The following is a 20,770-nucleotide window of genomic DNA, read 5'->3' on the forward strand; positions in this document are numbered from 1 at the left end:
CGGCTTAGCGCTAGTCGCGCTCAGACCACATCACACCGCCAGTGGCCCAGTCGCTTTTTTTCACCTCGTCGAAGATCACATCCACCGCGCCGGCATCGCAGCCAAGCACGTTGGTTGAGGCATCGGTCAGGGCTTTGGCGTACTCGCGTTTGATTTCGTCGGAACGGCCTTCGAATATTTTCACCAGGATGGTGGGCATCTAATAATCCTCAAACAGGGAAACAGGACTGCTTAGATCGGTCACGGCGATCCGCTTGGCGCAGTTGCGCGCGGGCATTATCTGACCGGCAGAACAGAAAAACAAAGGGCCGCATCAAGCGGCCCTTTGCAGGTACAGGCGGGATTAGCCGTGCTTGCGCCTGCGCCACAACCACAGCGCCAGCACGCCGAGGGTTAGCAGCAGCGGCACCAGAGCAATATTGAGGAACTTGAGCGTGCCGCCCAAGGCTTCGATATCGGCATTCAGCTGATAGCGCACATCGCGCAGCTCTTTGCGGATCGCCAGTTTCTGCTGCACAAACTGCTGCACCGCCGCTTGCTGCTCAGGGGTCAGTTCCAGGGCTTTGCTCGGATCATCGCTCTGCTGCAGGGCGGCGAGTTTTTGCTCAGTATCGGCCAGTTGCGCTTGCAGAGTTTGCTCCTTCTCGCGGAAGCGCACCTCGGCCTCACGCTGGATCGCATCCACCACTTCGAACGGACGAGTGAAACGACCGCGTGAACGCACGCTGATCAGCGCTTCGGAACCGGCCAGGTTGTCCAGGGCATTGATCGCAAACCCAGCGTTATCCGCCCAAGGCTGCGGGATGCGCTGGCCGAAGAAGTCTTGCACCTGCACCCACATGCGGTCGGTGAGCATGTCGGTGTCGGCCACGACGATCACGTTGATGTTCTCCGCTTGCTTGAGGCCGTCTTTTTGCCCTTCGATACCCTCCGGGTAAGCCGATGACGCTGGCCCACTGATACGCGCCGCCAGGGTGTAGCGCTCGCCGGTGGGTTGCAGTTCGCGGATTAGTTCTTCCGGGTTGCTGAGCATGCCAAAGCGTTTGGCATCAAACGGCATGGCGTACTGCGAGCTGCGAATCAGCGGGGTGAACTGGGTTTCCGCGCCTTCCAGCGGCTCAAGGATACCGGCAGTGGCCATGGTCACGGTTTCCAGTGACGCGGTGCTGATGTCGTCCTTATCCAGCGCGTTTTTCGGCAGGCTCAACCAGCCGGCATGGCGCACCGGGCGCTGGCTTTGCCCCATCCCCACGGACATGGCGTAGGAGCCATCGCCCAGCACTTGATCCGGCACCATGCGCAGGCCCCACGCCTTGAACAGCTCAGGCAGATCGGAGGCCTTATCGATGACCATCTCGCCGGGCATCTCGGCCTGGGTATCGGCCTCGCTGAACGGGTCAACAAAGGTCAGCAACTTGCCGCCGCGCAGAACAAACTGGTCGATGGCATAGAGGGTCTGCTGCGGTAGGTTTTTCGGGTGGATCAATAACAGCACCGAGACCTTCTCGGGGATCAGGTCAACATCGCGCTTGAGGCTTTCGATCTGGAACAACTGGCGAATTTCTTCGATCAGCATCCAGGCCGGCGTCGGTTGACGCGCCATCATGTCGAAGCCGCCATTGACCTGCAGCCCCGCCAGCACGCCGACCACCGGGCGCTCAGGCTTGGCCAGGCTTTGCACCAGACGGCTGAGTTCGTATTCGAGGAACTCTTCCTGATCCAGGGCGAAGAACGGGATCACCTGAGTCAGGCCTTCGGCATTCTTGCCGGCCAGACCGAAGTAGATCGAGTCACCGCCCTGCTGCAGCGGAATGCCCTGCAGGCCGAACTCAGCGGCCTTGTCTTCATCCTCGGAGAACGGCGCCGGGTCGATGATCTTCAGCTTGAGTTTGTCACCGGCCTCACGCTGGTAGGCCTTGAGCATTTCCTCAACGCGCTTGGCGTAGGTGCGCAGCGCCGGCAGATCCTTGGTGGCGGTGTCGGAGTAGAAGAAGTTCAGCTCCACCGGCTCGTCCAGCTCGGCCAGAATCTGCTCGGTGCCGCTGGAGAGGGTGTAGAGCTTCTGCTCGGTCAGATCCAGGCGCAGGCCACTGAGGCTGATGCTGGAGAACAGGTTGAAAGCGAGAAACGCCAGGGCAATGAGTGCAAGCCCGGCGCTGGAAACCATCAGCTTTTTCATGGGCGGCCTCAGTCAGCTTTCTTCAGGTCGATTACCACCGCTGTCGCCGCCAACCAGGCCGCAATCAGGGTGAGGAAATACAGCAGGTCGCGCAGGTCGATCACGCCCTTGCTGATCGCATCGAAGCGGGTCAGGAAGCTCAGCGACGCCACGGCATCCACCAGCCATTGCGGCGCCCAGCCACTGAAACCGTCGAGCACCATGGGGAAGCCGCTGACGATAAACAGAAAGCACACGCTGACCGCCAGGATAAAGGCGATCACCTGATTCTTGGCCAGTGCCGACATGCACGAGCCAATGGCCAGATAAGCCCCGGCCAGTAGCCAGCTGCCGATGTAGCCGGTGATGATCGCGCCGTTATCCGGCTCACCGAGGTAGTTGACGGTGATGATCATCGGGAAGGTCAGCAGCAGCGCCAAACCAGCAAACACCCAGGCAGCGAGGAACTTGCCGGTCACCGCGTCAAAGCGGGTGATCGGCAGGGTCATCAGCAGCTCGATGGTGCCGCTCTTGCGCTCCTCGGCCCACAGGCGCATGGCAATCGCAGGCACTAGGAACAGGTACAACCAGGGGTGGAAGTTGAAGAACGGCGCAAGGCTGGCCTGGCCGCTCTCGAAAAAGCCGCCAAGGTAGAAGGTGAACACCCCGGACAGCACCAGGAAGATCAGGATAAATACGTAAGCCAGCGGCGTGGCGAAGTAGCTCGCCAGCTCGCGCTTGAAGATCACCGACAACTGACTCATACCACCTCCCCACGGGTCAGGCTGCGGAACACTTCGTCCAACCGCCCGCGTTCGACATTCAACTCCTTGACCTGCCAACCGCGCGCAGCGATCAGCGCATTGACCTGCGGGAAGATCACCTCACCCGGTTTGGCCAGGATGCTCAGGCTGTGCTCCAGGGCGTTTTCTTCCACCCCGGCAACGCCCGGCAAGGCAGCCAGTGCGGCCTGATCCAGCGGCTCTGCGGCGACTAAAGTGACGGCCTGGTGATAACGCGAACGGCTTTCCAGCTCCAGCGGCGTGCCATCGGCCAGCAGCTTGCCATGGGCGATGACCACCGCACGGGTGCACACCGCCGAGACTTCTTCGAGGATGTGGGTGGAGATGATCACAATCTTGTCGTGGGCCAGGCTCTGGATCAGCTTGCGCACCTGGTGCTTCTGGTTCGGATCGAGGCCATCGGTGGGTTCGTCGAGGATCAGCACCTTGGGGTCATGCAGAATCGCCTGGGCGAGGCCGACACGGCGCTTAAAGCCTTTCGACAGGGTCTCAATCGACTGCTCCAGCACGGCGTCCAGCTCAACTTGCGACACCGCTTTGGCCACGCGCTCACGCTTCTCGGCACCCTTGAAACCGCGGATTTCCGCGATAAATTCGAGGAAGCTGCGCACCGTCATGTCGCCGTAGCACGGCGCGCCTTCTGGCAGATAACCGATCTGCCGCTGTGCTTTGAGGGTGTCTTTCTGGATATCAAAACCGAGAATACTGGCGCTGCCGGAGGTCGGTGCCAGAAAGCCGGTGAGCATCTTCATGGTGGTGGATTTGCCGGCGCCGTTAGGGCCGAGAAAGCCCAGCACTTCACCGGGCTTGACGCTGAAGGACAGGTCATCGACGGCGGTGTGCTGCGCAAAACGCTTGGTTAGTTTTTTTATTTCGATCATGGCCTCTCACCATTGCGGTAACAGGCCCTGCTTGCAGCCGCTGCTGACGCAAGCCGGGCGCTTAAGTGCCGGCGGACTATAAGGAGTCACGCGCAGGCAGCGCAAGCGAAGAACCGGTGGGTCATGTATCTGTTCGCTTCAGGGCAGAAAAACCCCAAAACACCGAGAACTGCCACGGTTGATTAACAGGTTGAGGGTGCGCTGCAGGAAGGCCATTCAGCGACGCCGCACGCGGGCGACTTGTGTCGACGCAGCCGCTAAGCCGCGATGGCTCAGGCGATGCTGATGCAGTTTCGCCCCTGCTGCTTGCTGCGGTACAAGGCCTGATCGGCCAAGCGCAGCAGGTCGTCCAGCGGATGCTCGGGGGCGGCGGCGATACCCACGCTGATCTGCATGGAAAGCGCCTTAGCCAGCGTCTGCAATTCCTGCTGCAAGCGCAGGGCGAGCAGCTGCAGGCCTTTGCTGTCGGCCCCAGGGGCGGCCAGGACAAACTCATCCCCGCCCAAACGGCAGACAATATCCTGCTTGCGGGTTACTCGGCCCAGGGCTTTCGCCAAGTTGGCCAGGGCATGGTCACCGCTCTCATGCCCGTGCTGGTCATTCAGTTTTTTGAAGTGGTCGATGTCGATCAGCATCACCGCCAGCGGGCTTGCTGTGGCTGCACTGGTGGCCAGAGCCCGCTGCCACTGCTGGGTGAAGCCACGTCGATTGAGCAGGCCGGTCAGCGGGTCCGTCGCGGCTTGTTGGTGCAGGTCATCAATTAATTGCTGGCGGTCTTCATCAATCTGCTGCAGCGCCTGCAGCTCCAGCGCGAGGTAAAACTGATAGGACAGGGCGTCGGCGATCAACTGCAGCTGCTCAATAACCTGCGGTGCCAACTCAACCCGCTCGCGGCTGGCCACACAGAAGGTGCCCAGGGTGCGTTGCTCGTGCATCACCGGCAACACCACAAAAGATTTGATGCCCTGTGCCGCTCCCGGCGTATCGGCAAACAGGCTGTCAACCGCGCAGCTTTGCACATTGCCTGCGGAAAACATGCGCCGGCACAGCGACTCGCTCCAATCCACCACCACGCCTTCGGCCATGGGCAATTGCGGGTCGCTGTCACAATGCAACACGCTCTGGCGCATGTTGTTCCAGTCAATCAGGGTGATAAAGCTGGTTTGCATGCCGCACAAAAGCTTGGCCAACTTGAGCAACGGTCGTGACACAGCTTGCAGAGAAGATGCCGCTTGATGGTCATCCATGGGCTTGTTTCCTCTGTTGCACAACAATCATCGCTGCATCCACGCAGCGTAACTGCAGTGAGCCTAGTACGTCCGCCTGCATCAAGCTTATTTACCCAACATACGCGGCAGAATGTCCTGCCCCTGGCGGCGGTGCACCAGCACCATCAGCGCATGGCCAATGATCAGCGCCAGCATCAGCCAGCCGCCCCAGCCGTGGAACAGGTTGGCGGGCAGCATCAGCCACTCAATTTTCTCGCCGCTAAAGCCCGGCATCAGTTGCAGGCCGAATACCATGAGTTCACGGCCTGAGCCGTATTGGCGCAGCAAGGCAAAAAACGGTACGCCCAGCATCAGCCCGTACAGCGCCACATGCCCCAGCTTGGCCGCCAACCCGAGCGAAGCCGGGCGCTGCTTGAGGTTGAATAACGCCCACAGCAGCCGCAGCACAACCATCAACATCAGCAGCACGCCGGCAGCGCGGTGGGTGCCCCACATAAATTCATCCAGCGCGGACTCTTCCATCAGCACGCGCACCACTGCGGTGAGGAACTGCCAACCCAGCACAAGTGCCATCGACCAGTGCAGGGCGCGGGTAATCAGGCCGTAGCGCTGAGGGTTGTCGAGGTATTGCGTGGTCATGGTGTCATTCTCAAAACGGTAAGGTGGAAAGTGAGCGCAGTTTAAGGGCAAAGGATCGCGTCATCCCACCAAAGGTGTTGCAACAAACAACGTGGTTGTTTAGCTACGGCGCAGGCGAATCGAGAAAAGCCTGCAAAGCCGCAACAGTTGCGGCGGGGTCTTCTTCGTGCGGCACATGGCCCAAGGTATCAAACATCAGCAGACGGCTGCCCTTGATGTCGCGATTAAACCGCTGGGCATTGTCTGCTGGAATCAACGTATCGCGGCCGCCCCAGATAATCAGCGTGGGCACATTCAGCTCAGCGATGCGCGTGTAGCCCTGCCCTATTTCGGCCTGAATAAACCGCTGGCGTAGCGCCTCACGATTACCGGCACGCAGGGTCAGCTCGTAGTAGCGATCAATCAGTTCATCGCTGACCTGGCTCGGGTCGCCGTAAACGTTGCGAATGCTCGCTTTGATCAGCGCGCGCGGCAGCAGGTTAGCCATCAACGGCGCCAACGCGGGGATCTGCGCCAACCGAAAGCCGATGGGCACCGAGGTGGCATTGCGCGGGTAACCGGCGGCGTCCACCAATACCAGCTGGGTCACGCGCTGCGGATGATCCAAAGCAAAGTGCCAGGCCAGTTGCCCACCGAAACTGTTGCCGGCCAGCACCGCGCGCTCAACCTGCAGATGATCGAGCACACGTGCCAGAAACGCGCTGTAGTGCGCCATGCGGTAATCACCGTTCGGGAATGGCCCGGTCAGGCCGAATCCGGGTAAATCAAGGCTGATCACCCGACGTTTAGCCTGCAACGTCGCCACCCAGCCTTCCCAGGTGTGCAGGCTGGCCGAGGTGCCGTGCAGCAGCACAATCGGCGCGGGATCATCGCGCGGACCTTGATCGCGCAGGTGCACCAGCATGCCGTCGAGGGCGACAAACTCAGAGGGCGGCAGAGCCCAGCGCGGCTTGAGTTCGGCCACGGATCGGTCCGGCGCCCAGCTCCAGGCCACGGCGGCCGCCAGGCTGATCAACACCAGCAACAGCAGAGAAAGGGTCATTTGCCCAGCACGTTTCATGGTCGATTCCTAATGACGATGCCCTGCCAATACTAGCCAACATGGCTTCGCTCGCTGGCTTAACCACGTTGCGTGCGCGACCTGCAGACGAAAAAAAGCCCCGATGTGCCGGGGCTTGAGGCGTGTTGCACCGTTGTGCGGCGCAACACGATAAACAGGGGTTTAGACCAGGCTGGTCAGCGCTTCACGGCTAAACGGCAGAATGTCCTGCTCGCGGCCATCGCGTACCTTCACCGCCCAATCCGGGTCCACCAACAGCGCACGGCCTACGGCCACCAGGTCGAACTCCTGCTTGTTCAGACGCTCCAGCAGGTTTTCCAGGCTGGCAGGCTGCGCCACTTTGTCGGTGTTGACCATGAACTGGAGGAACTCGCCATCCAGGCCGACGCTGCCGACGGTGATGGTCGGCTTGCCGGTGAGCTTGCGCGTCCAACCGGCCAGGTTGAGGTCCGAGCCTTCGAACTCCGGCTCCCAGAAGCGGCGGGTCGAGCAGTGGAAAATATCCACGCCAGCATCCGACAGCGGCTTGAGGAAGGCACCCAGCGCTTCCGGGGTTTGCACCAAACGGGCGCTGTAATCCTGCTGCTTCCATTGCGAGAAGCGGAAGATGATCGGGAAGTCCGGGCCTACGGCAGCGCGCACGGCCTGGATCAGCTCAATGGCAAAGCGCGAGCGCTGGGCCAGATCACCGCCGTACTCATCTGTGCGCTGGTTGCTGCCTTCCCAGAAGAACTGATCGACCAGATAACCGTGAGCGCCGTGGATCTCCACGCCGTCCATGCCAATGGATTGGGCATCTTTAGCCGCTTGGGCGAAGGCGGCGATCACCTCGTTGATGTCGTCTTGGGTCATGCCGTGCACAACCACGGTGCCGTCTTTGATTTTTTCGCTTGGGCCGTAGCCTGGAACGCTGGCATCCGGCTCGGTGCCGAGCTTGCGCACATTGCCCACGTGCCAGAGTTGCGGAACGATCTTACCGCCTTCAGCGTGTACGGCGTCTACCACCTTCTTCCAGCCGGCCAGGGCGTCTTCGCCATAGAAACGTGGCACGTTCGGGTAGCCATTAGCGGCTTTGTGGCCGACGGTAGTGCCTTCGGTGACGATCAAGCCAACACCGGCAGCGGCGCGGCGACGGTAGTACTCAATGACCTTGCTGTTCGGCACGCCACCCGGGGAAAAGGAGCGGGTCATCGGCGCCATGACCACACGGGTCGGCAACTCCAGGTTGCCCAAGGTAAAGGGTTGGAACAGCGCTTTAACGGGATCGGTCATCATCATTCCTCGGGGTGCGCGGAGCACCGCAATGAGTTAAGAACAGGGGAATCAGGCCTGCAGCAACCGCTGCAGCCGGTGGATAAAATCAGTCAGGGCGCGGGTGTTATTGGCCACTTTGAGCCGGGTCAGCGCGCCCTGCCAGGCGTTGGCGATAAAGCTCGCCAGGTTGCGGCAATCTTCATCGGCGGCGAGTTCACCGGCGGCCTGCGCCTGTTCCAGGCAACGCTGGAGGATGTCCGCCGAGGTTTGCAAAATCACATCCACCTGTGCGCCCAAGGTTGGCGACAGGTCGGCCATCTCAAAACTCAGGCTGCCAATAAAGCAGTGGTATTCCAGGCGCTCTTGGCGGGCAAAGTGCTCCACCAGTTCGGCGTAGTAACCGAGGATACGCTCGCGTGGGCTTAATGCAGGATTGGCCAGCGCTTCGGCATAACGCGCCAGACGCGGCTGGTAGACGTGCTGCAAGGCCTGCAGGGCGAAGTCTTCTTTGCTGGCAAAGTAGTGGTAGAAGGAGCCTTTCGGCACCCCCGCCGCCTGCACGATCTCCTGCACACCGGCACCGTGATAACCGCGACGGGTCATCACCTCAGCGCCTTTGGCGAGGATCAGGTCACGCTTGTCGAGTCGGATGCTGGAAATCATGTTGGCAAGAATATGACCGGTCGTCTCGCCCAGCCCAGCACTATTGATTAGCGTGATTATCAGCAAAAAGTAGAGCGGGTTTTAGAAACGACAAAGCCGCGAACAGATCGCGGCTTTGTGGGGCTTACTCAGCGCTGCGTACGCTGACTGAATGGTCAACCGCGAGCAGCGTTGATCACGTCAATGTAAGGTTCGGCAAAACGCTGGACTTGAATCAGCGCGACAAAGTCATTGCCCTGGGCGTCTTTAGCATTCAGGTCGTAGCCGGCTTCGACAAAGAAGCCGACAAAGCGCTCGAAGTCATCAATGCGCAGGCCACGGTAGGCCTTGACCAGTTTGTGCAGCGACGGCGGCGTGGCATCGGCCGGCTCAACGCTGAGGAACAGCTTGATCGGCTCGTCACCAATCTCTTCGCCAATCACCTGTTTCTTGTCTTTACGCATCACTCACTCCAGCTAACCAGGCCACACGGGGCCAGCAGTGTACCTCCGGCGCGGGCAAGGGCTCAACGCATGCCGGCCAACGCACGGTTCAGCACGCAGGGAAGCAGGCGCACAGCCGACTTAGGTCTAGTCGGCTGCCAGCATGCGGCCCTTATACTGCGCCCAGCCACTTGGGAGTCATTATGTCGCTGCCCTTACCGCCGCTGTTCGCCGCCTGGCGCCAAACCTTGCGCGCCGGCTACGGCTGGAAAAACCTGCGCAGCGACCTGGGCGCTGGCGTTACGGTGGGCATCATCGCCATTCCACTGGCCATGGCCCTGGCGATTGCCGTCGGCGTGGCGCCGCAGCACGGCCTGTATACGGTGTTGGTCGCCGGCACACTGATCGCCCTGTTTGGCGGTTCACGCTTTAACGTCTCCGGGCCAACCGCCGCGTTTGTGGTGATTCTGCTGCCGATCACTCAGCAATTCGGCCTGGGCGGCCTGCTGCTGTGCACGCTGATGGCGGGGCTGATCTTGATTGCCCTAGGGCTGATGCGCGCGGGCCGGCTGATCGAATATATCCCCTACCCAGTGACGCTGGGTTTTACCGCCGGTATTGGCATCGTCATCGCCACCCTGCAAATCAAGGATCTGCTCGGTCTAAAGCTCAGCAGCCAACCGAACAACTATATCGAGCAGCTCAACGGCCTACTCCACGCCCTGCCTAGCCTGCAACTGGGCGATTGCTTGGTGGCGCTGGTGTGCCTGGCGACGCTGCTGATCTGGCCGCGCTGGGTGCCGAAAATACCCGGGCACTTGGTGGCGCTGAGCATTGGCGCGCTGCTCGGGCTGCTGTTGGAACACCTGCAAATTCCCGTGGCGACTATTGGCGAACGCTTCAGTTACAGCCTGGATGGCATTGAGCACCCAGGTATACCGCCGTTTCTGCCGAGCTTTATCTGGCCCTGGCAGCTACCTGGCGCCGATGGCCAACCGCTGGTGGTGAGCTTTGAGCTGTTCCGCCAACTGCTTGCACCGGCGTTTGCCATCGCCATGCTCGGGGCGATTGAGTCACTGCTGTGCGCGGTGGTCGCCGATGGCATGACCGGCAGCAAGCACGACCCCAATGGCGAGTTGATCGGCCAGGGCATCGGTAATCTGGTCGCGCCCTTATTCGGCGGCATCACCGCCACCGCCGCGATTGCCCGCAGCGCCGCCAACGTGCGTGCCGGGGCTTATTCGCCACTGGCGGCGATTACCCATGCCGGGGTGGTGCTGATCGCCATTCTGTTTCTCGCACCGTTGTTCAGCTACCTGCCGATGGCGGCGCTGGCCGCTTTGCTGCTGGTAGTCGCATGGAACATGAGCGAGCCGCAGCATGTGCGCCACACCCTGCGCATCGCCCCGCGCAGCGATGTGCTGGTGCTGCTGACCTGCCTGATTCTTACCGTGCTGTTCGACATGGTGCTGGCGGTGGGCGTCGGCCTACTGCTGGCCGCCGGGCTGTTTATCAAGCGCATGGGCGACCTGACCGATACCGCTGCGTTGCCCAAGCATTTTCACCAGGCACTCAATGACCTCCCGGAACACGTACTGGCCTACGCCATTCGCGGGCCGCTGTTCTTTGGTGCCGCGGAAAAAGCCCTGAGCGTGCTCAGGCGGCTTAGCCCAGAGGTAAAGGTGGTGATTGTTGATATCAGCGCCGTACCGCTGCTGGACATGACGGCCATTGCCGCACTGAGCAACGTGCTACGCGACTACCACGAACAACAGGTCGGCCTGGTACTGAGCGGCTTGACGCCACAGGTGCGCCTGCAACTGCGCCACGCCGGGATTATCCGCATTGAAGGGCAGCTGGCCTATGTACGCGACCTGGCCCAAGCGCGAAAGAAAGCGCTGCACTGGTTGGCGCCAAAGGCCGATGAGGAATCAGCCACATAGGGTGGAAAACGCTTCGCGCTTTACCACCCGACACAGGCAGCTCTATAGGCCTTTAACCGCGTAGATACCCGGCGCATTACGCCAGTAGCCTTTGTAGTCCATGCCATAGCCAAACACATAGCGATCAACGCAGGACAGGCCCACGTAATCGGCCTTGAGGTCAGGGCGTGCCTTGCGGTCGTGGGTTTTGTCGACCAGCACGGCGATGCGCACGTTCTTGGCGCCGGCGTGGCGGCAAAAATCGATGATGGCGCCGAGGGTGTGCCCTTCATCGAGGATGTCGTCGATGATCAGCACGTCGCGGTCAATAAAGGAGATTTCCGGCTTGGCCTTCCAGAACAGCTCGCCGCCGCTGGTTTCATTGCGGTAGCGGGTGGCGTGCAGGTAGGACAATTCCAGCGGGAAGTTGAGTTTGGGCAGCAACTTGCCGGAGAAAATAAGCCCGCCGTTCATCACACAAAACACCACAGGATTGCTGTCGGCCATCTCGCTGTTGATGGCGGCCGCCATGGTGTCGATGGCCACCTCAACCTCGGCATTGCTGTGAAGGCAATCGGCTTCGGCCATGACTTGGCGGATGTGCGCGAGATCGACGGACATGCTGTTTCCTCTTGGGAGCGGGACGCTCAGACCAGAAAGCTGATCGATGCGTCAAAATAAAAGCCGGCAAAGGTACGCATCCGTACCGCGCAGAGCAAGTGCGGCCAGACCAATTGCGGTAATTGTCCACTTGCGCCGCTAATCACCCGCACATTAGCCGCTATTTCGCGACATTCGGCCATCTTGGCGCAGCACTAGGCATAGCCAATGCTTTAATCTAGCGCCAATTTTCGCCCGTACTGCCGGAGACCCCTGCCCATGCCTATCCTCGAGATCCGCCACCCGCTGATCCGTCACAAACTCGGCCTGATGCGCCGCGCCGATATCAGCACCAAGAATTTCCGCGAATTGGCCCAGGAAGTCGGTGCACTGCTGACCTACGAGGCGACCAAGGATCTGCCCTTGGAAAACTACGAGATTGAAGGCTGGTGCGGCACCGTACAGGTGGAAAAAATCTCCGGCAAGAAAATCACCGTGGTACCGATTCTGCGCGCCGGCATCGGCATGCTTGAAGGCGTGCTTAGCCTGATTCCCGGCGCTAAGGTCAGCGCCGTGGGTGTGGCGCGTAATGAAGAAACGCTGCAGGCGCACACGTATCTGGAAAAGCTGGTGCCGGAAATCAATGAGCGCCTGGCGATGATTATCGACCCGATGCTGGCGACCGGCAGCTCGATGGTCGCCACCATCGACCTGCTGAAAAAAGCCGGCTGCAAGGAGATCCGCGCCATGGTGCTGGTGGCGGCGCCCGAAGGCATCAAGGCGGTGAATCAAGCGCATCCGGACGTCACGATTTATACCGCGTCTATCGACCAATGCCTGAATGAGCATGGCTACATCATTCCTGGCCTCGGTGATGCAGGCGACAAAATCTTTGGCACCAAGCAGAAGGATGCCTAAGCATGCAGGACGAATATAACGACCCACTCTGGCGCCAGGGCATTTCTGGCGCGCAAATGCTGTTTGTGGCCTTTGGCGCGCTGGTGCTGATGCCGCTGATCACCGGCATGGACCCCAACGTCGCCCTGTTTACCGCCGGCATCGGCACCCTGCTGTTCCAACTGGTAACCGGGCGCCAGGTGCCTGTTTTCCTGGCCTCCAGCTTTGCCTTTATCGCGCCAATTCTCGCCGCCAAAGGTGAGTTTGGCCTGCCGGCGGTGCTGGGCGGCATCATTGCTTCCGGCCTGGTGTATGTCCTGCTCAGCGCCGTGGTGCGGATTAAAGGCGCCGGTTTTATCGACCGTTTGCTGCCGCCGGTAGTGATTGCCCCGGTGATCATTTCCATCGGTCTGGCGCTTTCACCTGTCGCGGTGAACATGGCCATGGGCAAGGCCGGCGACGGCAGCGCACAACTGGTGCCGTATGAAATTGCCATGCTGATTTCCATGTCAGCACTGGTCACCACCGTGCTGGTCGCGGCGATGGGGCGCGGCTTGCTGCGCCTGGTGCCGATCCTGGCCGGTATCATCGTCGGCTGTATCGTCGCCGCGCTCTGCGGGGTCATCGACACCAGCCAAGTCGCCGCAGCCCCCTGGTTGGCCATGCCCGCGTTCGTAACGCCGGAGCTGCATTGGGGCGCGATCTTGTACATCGTCCCCGTCGCCCTGGCCCCGGCCATTGAGCACATTGGTGGGGTGATCGCGATTGGTAGCGTCACCGGCAAGGATTTCATCAAGAAGCCCGGCCTGCACCGCACCTTGCTGGGCGATGGCCTGGCGACGTCAGCAGCCGGCTTGCTCGGCGGCCCACCCAACACCACCTACGCGGAAGTGACCGGCGCGGTGATGCTGACCAAAAACTACAACCCGAAAATCATGACCTGGGCGGCCTGCTTCGCCATCGGCCTGGCCTTTGTCGGCAAGTTCGGCACCGCGCTGCAGAGCATTCCGGTGCCTGTGATGGGCGGCATTCTCTGCCTGCTGTTCGGCTCTATCGCGGTGGTCGGCTTGAACACCTTGATCCGTCATCAGGTCGATTTATCTGAAGCGCGTAACCTGATCATCGTTTCCGTGACCCTGGTGTTCGGCATCGGCGGCATGGTGATCGGCAACAGCGACTTCGCCCTCTCCGGCATTTCCCTGTGCGCCATCTGCGCCCTCGTGCTCAACCTAGTACTACCGGGTGGCCAAGGCTGGCGCAGCAAGACCGTGCTGGAAGAGCCGGACCTGTAAACCGCGCCCACTAAAAAGCCCCGCACTGCGGGGCTTTTTTATGCTTGCGCCGCGTCAGGCAGGGTTGGCCGACCACCCCTGCAACCGCACCACACTCTCGCGATAGGGTTTAAGCCCCATGCTCAGCAGCACAATCGAGCTGAGTACGGCTAGCGCGGTGACGATCAGCAACGAATAACGCAGCGCCATGTCATCGGCGAATACGTAGTCAGTCACCAATGCCACCGCCGTCGGGCCGATACCCAGACCAATCAAGGTGATCACAAACAGGTAAATCGCTGAGGCCTGACCGCGCATCGAGTTGGGCATGATTTCTTGAATGGCTGCCGGCGCCACACCAAACGGCATGCTCAGGCAAAACACGGTCGGGGCCATCAGCACAGCGGCCCACAGCGCGTTATCCATCAACGGGAAGGCCAACACAAAGGGCACCGCCCCCACCGCCGCATACAGGCCGACGCGCATATTGGCATCGCTGCTGCCACGTTTGGCCATCCAATCTGCCAGGCGGCCGCCGAAGACGATGCCCAGGCAACCAAACACCGCCACGATGCTGCCGTAAACGATGCCCACCTGACTGGCATCCCAGCCATAGGTGCGAATAAAAAACGTCGGGATCCAGGCCGCACTGCCGTAACCGGCAAAGGCCAGGCCAGCAAAACCGAAGTTATGGCACAACACCGTGCGCCGGTTAGCCCGGATATAACGGCCGACATCGGCCAGCGGCACCGCCACGCCGGCACCCACGCCACGCCGTACCGGCTCTTTAACGGCCAACATGAGCAAGGTGAACAGCACACCGGCCGCGCCGAGAATTAGGAAGATCAACTGCCAGGGGCGCACGTCACCAATAAGCGGTAACACCACGTCGCCCTGCGCCGAGGCAAATTTAATTACCAGGCCGCCCAGCAAAAACGCAATACCGGACCCGAGGTAAACCCCCATGGAATACACGCTGATGGCGGTGGCGCGGCGCTCGGCCGGGAAGCTGTCGGCAATCAGCGAATAAGCCGCCGGCGACAACGCCGCCTCACCCACGCCAACGCCAATGCGGCATAGCAAAAACTGCCAGTACAGCTTGGCCATGCCACACGCGGCGGTGGCCGCACTCCAGAAGATGATACCGATGGCAATCAGGCCGCGACGACTTTTGGTGTCGGCCAAACGCCCAAGGGGAATGCCACAGACGGTGTAGAACAGCGCGAACGATAAACCCATCAGCAGGCTCATCTGCGTGTCACTGATCATCAAGTCACGGCGGATCGGGCCGACCAGCAGATTGAGAATCTGCCGGTCGATAAAGGACAGCACGTACGCCACCATCAGGATGGCGACAGTCACCCAGGCGCGGGTGGAAGAGGGATAGCCGTTATTGTTGTTAGGCACTGGCAGTCTCCTCGGCACCGTTATGTGCGGTGCACGACGGTTGAAAGAACTGCCAGCTTAGGCCGAGATAGAGGGCGATGAGTATCGCCCTTAGGTGTTATCAGTGAGGCGAATGCGCAGCATCCCTTCGAGCGAATGACCGCTGCGCCGCATTCGCTTACAGCATCAGCGGCGCACGCTCGCTGAGAACTTTTAGCGCCGCTACCCAGCTTGGGTGGTCATTCAGGCACGGCACCAGCTGCAGGCTCTCGCCGCCGGCTTCGATAAACTGCTCGCGGCCCCGATCACCAATTTCTTCCAGGGTTTCAATGCAGTCGGCAACAAAGGCCGGGCACATCACCAGCAGCTTCTTCACACCCTTCTGTGCCAGCTCATCGAGGCGGCCCTCAGTGTAGGGTTCAATCCACTTGGCACGGCCTAGGCGCGACTGGAACGACACGGACCACTGCTCAGGTTTAAGGCCCATGCGCTGGGCAAACAGCTCGGCGCTGCGCAGGCATTGGGCGCGATAACAAGTAGCCAGCACTTCAGGCGAAGCCGTGCGGCAGCAATCATCACCTTTCAAGCAGTGCCCAGTGGGATCGAGCTTGTGCAAGTGACGCTCTGGCAGGCCGTGAAAACTCAGCAGCAAGTGGTCGAAATCCTGCTCCAGGTAAGGCTTGGCGCTGTCGACCAGAGCATCGAGGTACTCGGGCTGATCATAAAACGCGGGCAGAATTGAAAAGCGAATAGGCAATTGCTGCTCACGCACCACCCGCCGCGCTTCCTCAATTACGGTGGTGGTGGTGCTGTCGGCAAACTGCGGATACAGCGGCGCCAAGGTGACTTGTTTGATGCCCTGCGCGGCCAGACGGGTGAGTACCGTTTGCAGTGATGGCTCGCCGTAGCGCATGGCCAGCTCCACCGGGCCCTGCTTCCAGGATGTCTTCATCGCCTCTTGTAAACGCTTGCTCAGCACCACCAGCGGCGAGCCCTCGTCCCACCAGATCGACGCATAGGCGTGCGCGGAGGCAGCGGGACGTCTGATCAGGATCAGCGAAACAATCAGGCGGCGCAGCGGCCAAGGCACGTCAATAACATAGGGGTCCATCAGGAACTGGTTAAGGTAGCGCCGCACATCGGCCACTGAGGTCGAGGCTGGTGAGCCAAGGTTTACCAGTAACAAGGCGTGATCGGTCATGCGTAATCCTAATTAGGCTGGCCCAGCAGGTCTGCCAGGGCCACATCCAAGTGAGTGAAACGAAAACTAAACCCTTCGGCCTGCAAGCGCGTTGGTAAGGCACGTTGACCACCGAGCAGCAGCACGGCCAATTCCCCTAGCGCGAGGCGCAGAGCAAATGCTGGGGCCGGCATAAACGCCGGCCGATGCAGCTCGCGGCCCAATGCCTGGCTGAAGGCGCGGTTACGTTCAGGCGTTGGCGCGCAGGCATTATAGGGACCGCTGGCGTGCTTCTGCTGCAGAAGAAAATCAATCAGGGCGATTTGGTCATGGATGTGAATCCACGGCATCCACTGCCGGCCATTGCCCAGCGGGCCGCCCAAGCCGAGCTTGAACGGCAGCAGCAAGCGTTTCAGAAAACCACCATCAGCAGCCAGCACCAGCCCTGTGCGCAGCAACACCACACGGATGCCCAGCGCCTCGGCACGCAAAGCGGTTTCTTCCCAAGCACCGCACAACTGCGCAGCAAAATCTTCGCTGACCGGCGGGGAATCTTCATGCAGCTCGCGCTCGCCACCGTCGCCGTACCAGCCTACCGCTGAGCCGGAGAGCAGCACCTGTGGTTTCTGCTCACGGCGTTGCAGCCAATCCAGCAGTTGCTCGGTCAAGCCAATTCGGCTGGCCCACAACAGCGCTTTGCGTTTGCGCGTCCAGGGCCTATCGGCAATCGGTGCGCCAGCCAGGTTAACCACTGCGTCCAGCGGCTCTTCGGCCAACTCTTCGAGCTGAGCAATGCCGCGCACTGCTTGGCCACACAGGGCCGCAACCTGCTCAGGACGACGGCTCCACACCTTCAGCTGATGGCCTTGTTGCAACCAGTGCCGGCACAATGCTCGGCCGATCAAGCCAGTACCGCCAGTCAGAAGTATGTGCATCAGATTACCCTCGCATGGCTGTTACGTAGCCTTTGCATAAATAAGCACGACCGGCTGATTTATGCGCTGCTGTGGCGTCAGTCCGGCCACAGGTTGTCTTAACTATAGAAAGACCGGATCAACATCCACACAGCTTATACACAAAAACAATATTGTATAGCTTTTGTCTAAAGCGTAGCCTAGCGCTTGAACACACGAGGTAGACCATGACCACTCTTTGCCCCATCGCCATCATCGGTACCGGCATCGCCGGCCTTTCTGCCGCGCAGGCTCTGCATGCTGCCGGTCACTCAGTGCAATTGTTTGACAAGAGCCGCGGCAGTGGTGGCCGCATGGCCAGCAAGCGCAGTGATGCCGGCGCGCTGGACCTCGGCGCGCAATACTTTACTGCCCGCGACCGGCGCTTTGTCGAGGTGGTGCAGCAGTGGCAGACGCGCGGCTGGGTCGCCGAATGGACGCCCAGCCTTTACAACTTCAACAACGGCCAACTCACGGCCTCGCCGGATGAGCAGGTGCGCTGGGTGGGCTGCCCACGGATGAGCGCCATCACCCGCGCCATGCTCGGCGCCCTACCCGTGACGTTCTCCTGCCGCATCACTGAAGTGTTCCGCGGCGAGCAGCACTGGCACCTGCAGGATGCCGAGGGCAACAGCCATGGCCCGTTTAGCCACGTGATTGTCGCCACCCCAGCGCCACAAGCCACGGCTTTGCTTTCCAGCGTACCGAAACTGGCAGGCGCCGCCGCCAGCGTTGCCATGGACCCGACCTGGGCAGTCGCCCTGGCGTTCGAGACGCCACTGGCAAGCCGCGTTGAAGGCTGCTTTGTAAAAAACAGCCCCCTCGACTGGGTGGCGCGCAACCGCAGCAAACCCGGCCGCGACACCCAGCTTGATACCTGGGTGCTGCACGCCACCAGCGAGTGGACCAAGCACAATCTGGACATGGATAAAGAAGACGTAACCGAGCATTTACTGGGCGCATTTGCCGAGCTGATCGGCTGCGCAGTACCAGCGCCAACATTCAGCCTGGCGCACCGCTGGCTTTTTGCACGCCCGGCAAGCGCCCACCAGTGGGGCGTACTGGCTGATGCTGATTTGGGCATCTACGCCTGCGGCGACTGGTGCCTGTCAGGCCGTGTAGAGGGGGCTTGGCTCAGCGGTCAGGAGGCGGCACGGCGACTGCTGGAACACCTGCAATGAGCGCGCATGCAACGCCCGCCAAGCACCGGCTCAACCCGCGCAAACTGCTGCTGTCGAAGTGGACAGCCACCCGGCCGCAGAACCGCGAAAAACACTTTCTCGTCACCGAACTGTTCTGCGACGAAGACGGTACGGTGCTCGAGATCGAGTTACAGGCCGTGCTCAACCAACGCTGCCAGCGCCTGTGCTGGCGTGTGTTGGAAAACCCGGAACAATGGCGCATGGGCTGGACGTAACGGTCGCACACACAAAGCCATACAGTAGTTGTACAAATATATTGACTTGTACAATTAAAAACCTATGATGAATTCAAGTTGTACATCCATAAGGATCTGTACAAGTCGTCATCAGAGGTTGCTCATGAACCTATCAAAAACCACCACTGGCAAACCAAAACTGGGTATCAGCGCCTGCCTGCTGGGTTCCGAGGTGCGCTACAACGGCGGTCACAAAGAATCACGCCTGTGCAGTCGCACCCTTGCTGAATACTTCGACTTCGCGCCGGTCTGCCCGGAAGTGGGTATTGGCATGAGCATCCCGCGTGAGCCGATCCGCTTGGTCGGCGACCCGCAAGCACCGCGCGCCGTAGGCACGGTCAACCGCGAGGTGGATGTTACCGAACCGCTCGCCACCTACGGCGAACGCATGGCCGATGAGCTGACGGATATTTGCGGCTACATTTTTATGCAGCAATCGCCCTCTTGTGGCCTGCATCGGGTCAAGGTTTACCAGAGCAACGGCCGCCCCAGCGAGCCGGGCCGGGGCATTTTTGCCGAGGCATTCTGCGCCAAACACCCCAATCTGCCGGTTGAAGAAGATGGTCGGCTGAACGACCCGGTCCTGCGTGAGAACTTCATTACCCGCGTATTTGCCTACTCCGACTGGCAACAGTTGTTGCGCGACGGTTTGAGCCGCAAAAGCCTGACCGACTTCCACTCGCGCTACAAATACCTGCTGATGGCTACTAACCCGGTGCAGTACAAACTGCTCGGGCGCATGCTCGGCAACCTTGGCCAGCATGACCTTAATGAGTTGGCACCACGCTATTTCAGCGAGCTGATGAGCGCATTGAAAAGCTGTGCCACCCGCCGCACCCACAGTAACGTGCTGCAGCACATCAGCGGTTACCTCAAACAAGCGCTGAGCGGCGATGAGAAACAGGAAATGCAGCAATTGATCGGTCAATATCGCCATGGCGTGGTGCCGCTAGTCGTGCCCATGACCCTGCTTAAGCATCACTTCCGCCGCCACCCGGACAGCTACATTGCGCAGCAGGTTTACCTGCAGCCGCACCCCGAAAACCTCAGCCTGCGTAACGCCCTATGAGCCTTGAGCCAAACACCGCTGGCGCGGCCGCTGACGATTACCAGGCGGCCATCGCCCAGGGCTTTATGCCGATTCGCGATGTTGCCCGTATCACCGGGGTTAACGCCGTCACCCTGCGCGCATGGGAGCGTCGTTACGGCCTGATAGTCCCGCACCGCACGCCCAAGGGTCACCGCCTGTATTCAGATGAGCATGTGACGCGCATCCAGGCGATTCTCACCTGGCTTAATCGCGGGGTCTCAGTCAGCCAGGTCAAAGGTTTGCTGCGCAGTAACCAGCCTGCATTTGCCGAAGCCAGCTCGCAATGGGAAACCAAGCGCCAGCAATTGCAGGAAACCATCTGCAACCTCAACGAGCGTCGCCTGGACGAATGCTTCAACAGCGAACTGGCGCTCTACCCGCCGCACACCCTGTGCCAGCAACTGCTCCTACCGCTGCTCACAGACCTTGAACTGCGCTGGCGTAACCAGTTCGGCGCGCAAGCCGAGCGGGTGTTCTTCTACTCCTGGCTGCGCAGCAAGCTCGGCGCTCGCCTTTATCACAACAACCGTCAGGCCAGCGGCGCGCCACTGCTCTTGATCAATGTGTCCGATCTGCCGATGGCGCCTGGCCTATGGTTGACCGCCTGGCTGGCGAGCAGCGCCGGGGTAGCCGTAGAAGTGTTCGACTGGCCGTTATCGCCGCCCGAACTGGCCCTGGCCGTCGAGCACATTCAGCCGCGCGCAGTGCTGCTGTATTCCAGCCAGGCACTTAATAGCACCCACCTGCAGCGCCTGCTGGGCGGTTATGACTGCCCCTGCCTGCTGGTCGGTCAAGTCGTGCAGATTCACGCCGATGAACTGCAAGCCATCGCACAGCAGAACGCCGCACTGAGCTTGGCCGCTGACCCGCTGGCCGCCTTGCACAGCCTGACTGACCTCAACTTGTTGCACAGCTGATGAGACC

Annotated in this window: 21 protein-coding genes; 7 read left to right on the forward strand and 14 right to left on the reverse strand. The window is 60.6% G+C overall.

Annotated elements, in window-relative coordinates; translation table 11 throughout:
• Nucleotides 1–10 precede the first annotated feature (10 nt).
• From AC0J6G_RS11545 to AC0J6G_RS11590, 10 genes are all read right to left on the reverse strand, one after another.
• Nucleotides 11–199: a 4-oxalocrotonate tautomerase gene (locus tag AC0J6G_RS11545; protein ID WP_475247850.1), complete on the reverse strand. Its 189-nt coding sequence runs from the start codon at nt 197–199 to the stop codon at nt 11–13.
• A 144-nt stretch (nt 200–343) separates the two neighbouring features.
• Nucleotides 344–2,179 carry a GldG family protein gene (locus tag AC0J6G_RS11550; protein ID WP_475247852.1) on the reverse strand — a complete coding sequence of 612 codons (1,836 nt, stop codon included), beginning with the start codon at nt 2,177–2,179 and terminating at the stop codon, nt 344–346.
• Nucleotides 2,180–2,187: 8 nt separating this feature from the next.
• On the reverse strand, nt 2,188–2,922 hold the full coding sequence (locus tag AC0J6G_RS11555; RefSeq protein WP_475247854.1) for an ABC transporter permease subunit: 735 nt from the start codon (nt 2,920–2,922) through the stop codon (nt 2,188–2,190).
• Nucleotides 2,919–3,842, reverse strand: a complete 924-nt coding sequence (locus tag AC0J6G_RS11560; RefSeq protein WP_475247856.1) for an ABC transporter ATP-binding protein — start codon at nt 3,840–3,842, stop codon at nt 2,919–2,921. Before AC0J6G_RS11560 ends, AC0J6G_RS11555 begins: the two co-directional genes overlap by 4 nt.
• 272 nt (nt 3,843–4,114) lie before the next feature.
• Complete coding sequence (locus AC0J6G_RS11565) at nt 4,115–5,089, reverse strand: sensor domain-containing diguanylate cyclase (protein WP_475247858.1); 975 nt, start codon at nt 5,087–5,089, stop codon at nt 4,115–4,117.
• Nucleotides 5,090–5,176: 87 nt separating this feature from the next.
• Nucleotides 5,177–5,710 (reverse strand): cytochrome b, encoded by a 534-nt coding sequence (locus tag AC0J6G_RS11570; RefSeq protein WP_475247860.1) that lies wholly within the window; start codon nt 5,708–5,710, stop codon nt 5,177–5,179.
• A gap of 103 nt (nt 5,711–5,813) precedes the next feature.
• On the reverse strand, nt 5,814–6,770 hold the full coding sequence (locus AC0J6G_RS11575; protein WP_475247862.1) for an alpha/beta fold hydrolase: 957 nt from the start codon (nt 6,768–6,770) through the stop codon (nt 5,814–5,816).
• 162 nt (nt 6,771–6,932) lie between these two features.
• Nucleotides 6,933–8,042 carry an NADH:flavin oxidoreductase gene (locus AC0J6G_RS11580; RefSeq protein WP_475247864.1) on the reverse strand — a complete coding sequence of 370 codons (1,110 nt, stop codon included), beginning with the start codon at nt 8,040–8,042 and terminating at the stop codon, nt 6,933–6,935.
• Nucleotides 8,043–8,093: 51 nt separating this feature from the next.
• Nucleotides 8,094–8,684: a TetR/AcrR family transcriptional regulator gene (locus AC0J6G_RS11585; RefSeq protein ID WP_475253708.1), complete on the reverse strand. Its 591-nt coding sequence runs from the start codon at nt 8,682–8,684 to the stop codon at nt 8,094–8,096.
• Nucleotides 8,685–8,842: 158 nt separating this feature from the next.
• Complete coding sequence (locus tag AC0J6G_RS11590; protein WP_475247866.1) at nt 8,843–9,130, reverse strand: PA4642 family protein; 288 nt, start codon at nt 9,128–9,130, stop codon at nt 8,843–8,845.
• Nucleotides 9,131–9,312: 182 nt separating this feature from the next.
• On the opposite strand from AC0J6G_RS11590, the gene dauA reads away from it, so the two are divergent.
• On the forward strand, nt 9,313–11,052 hold the full coding sequence (dauA, locus tag AC0J6G_RS11595; RefSeq protein WP_475247868.1) for a C4-dicarboxylic acid transporter DauA: 1,740 nt from the start codon (nt 9,313–9,315) through the stop codon (nt 11,050–11,052).
• A gap of 42 nt (nt 11,053–11,094) precedes the next feature.
• Here the strand turns inward: dauA and AC0J6G_RS11600 are convergent, their stop codons facing one another.
• Nucleotides 11,095–11,652, reverse strand: coding sequence for a hypoxanthine-guanine phosphoribosyltransferase (locus AC0J6G_RS11600; RefSeq protein ID WP_475247870.1), 558 nt, complete (start codon nt 11,650–11,652; stop codon nt 11,095–11,097).
• A gap of 258 nt (nt 11,653–11,910) precedes the next feature.
• Here AC0J6G_RS11600 and upp point away from each other — a divergent pair, with 258 nt between their 5' ends.
• Both upp and AC0J6G_RS11610 read left to right on the forward strand, forming a co-directional pair.
• Nucleotides 11,911–12,549, forward strand: a complete 639-nt coding sequence (gene upp / locus AC0J6G_RS11605; protein WP_475247872.1) for a uracil phosphoribosyltransferase — start codon at nt 11,911–11,913, stop codon at nt 12,547–12,549.
• A gap of 2 nt (nt 12,550–12,551) precedes the next feature.
• Nucleotides 12,552–13,820, forward strand: a complete 1,269-nt coding sequence (locus AC0J6G_RS11610; RefSeq protein WP_475247873.1) for a uracil-xanthine permease family protein — start codon at nt 12,552–12,554, stop codon at nt 13,818–13,820.
• A gap of 54 nt (nt 13,821–13,874) precedes the next feature.
• On the opposite strand, the gene AC0J6G_RS11615 is transcribed toward AC0J6G_RS11610, so the two are convergent.
• From AC0J6G_RS11615 to AC0J6G_RS11625, 3 genes are all read right to left on the reverse strand, one after another.
• Nucleotides 13,875–15,206 carry a spinster family MFS transporter gene (locus AC0J6G_RS11615; RefSeq protein ID WP_475247875.1) on the reverse strand — a complete coding sequence of 444 codons (1,332 nt, stop codon included), beginning with the start codon at nt 15,204–15,206 and terminating at the stop codon, nt 13,875–13,877.
• Nucleotides 15,207–15,363: 157 nt separating this feature from the next.
• Nucleotides 15,364–16,386, reverse strand: coding sequence for a ferrochelatase (hemH, locus tag AC0J6G_RS11620; RefSeq protein WP_475247877.1), 1,023 nt, complete (start codon nt 16,384–16,386; stop codon nt 15,364–15,366).
• 8 nt (nt 16,387–16,394) lie between these two features.
• The gene (locus tag AC0J6G_RS11625; protein ID WP_475247879.1) at nt 16,395–17,300 is read right to left on the reverse strand and encodes a TIGR01777 family oxidoreductase; all 906 of its coding nucleotides are present in this window, start codon (nt 17,298–17,300) and stop codon (nt 16,395–16,397) included.
• A gap of 206 nt (nt 17,301–17,506) precedes the next feature.
• Between AC0J6G_RS11625 and AC0J6G_RS11630 the strand changes: the two genes are divergently transcribed.
• The 4 genes from AC0J6G_RS11630 to AC0J6G_RS11645 all read left to right on the forward strand — a co-directional run bounded on the left by AC0J6G_RS11630 (nt 17,507) and on the right by AC0J6G_RS11645 (nt 20,763).
• Nucleotides 17,507–18,499, forward strand: coding sequence for an NAD(P)/FAD-dependent oxidoreductase (locus AC0J6G_RS11630; protein ID WP_475247881.1), 993 nt, complete (start codon nt 17,507–17,509; stop codon nt 18,497–18,499).
• Nucleotides 18,496–18,735 carry a TIGR02450 family Trp-rich protein gene (locus tag AC0J6G_RS11635; protein WP_475247883.1) on the forward strand — a complete coding sequence of 80 codons (240 nt, stop codon included), beginning with the start codon at nt 18,496–18,498 and terminating at the stop codon, nt 18,733–18,735. The genes AC0J6G_RS11630 and AC0J6G_RS11635 overlap by 4 nt, the downstream gene beginning before the upstream one ends.
• Before the next feature lie 124 nt (nt 18,736–18,859).
• Nucleotides 18,860–19,825 carry a YbgA family protein gene (locus AC0J6G_RS11640; protein ID WP_475247885.1) on the forward strand — a complete coding sequence of 322 codons (966 nt, stop codon included), beginning with the start codon at nt 18,860–18,862 and terminating at the stop codon, nt 19,823–19,825.
• The gene (locus AC0J6G_RS11645) at nt 19,822–20,763 is read left to right on the forward strand and encodes a MerR family transcriptional regulator (RefSeq protein ID WP_475247887.1); all 942 of its coding nucleotides are present in this window, start codon (nt 19,822–19,824) and stop codon (nt 20,761–20,763) included. Before AC0J6G_RS11640 ends, AC0J6G_RS11645 begins: the two co-directional genes overlap by 4 nt.
• Nucleotides 20,764–20,770: the final 7 nt, after the last annotated feature.

Source organism: Pseudomonas sp. TS_SC_3 (genome assembly GCF_056156225.1).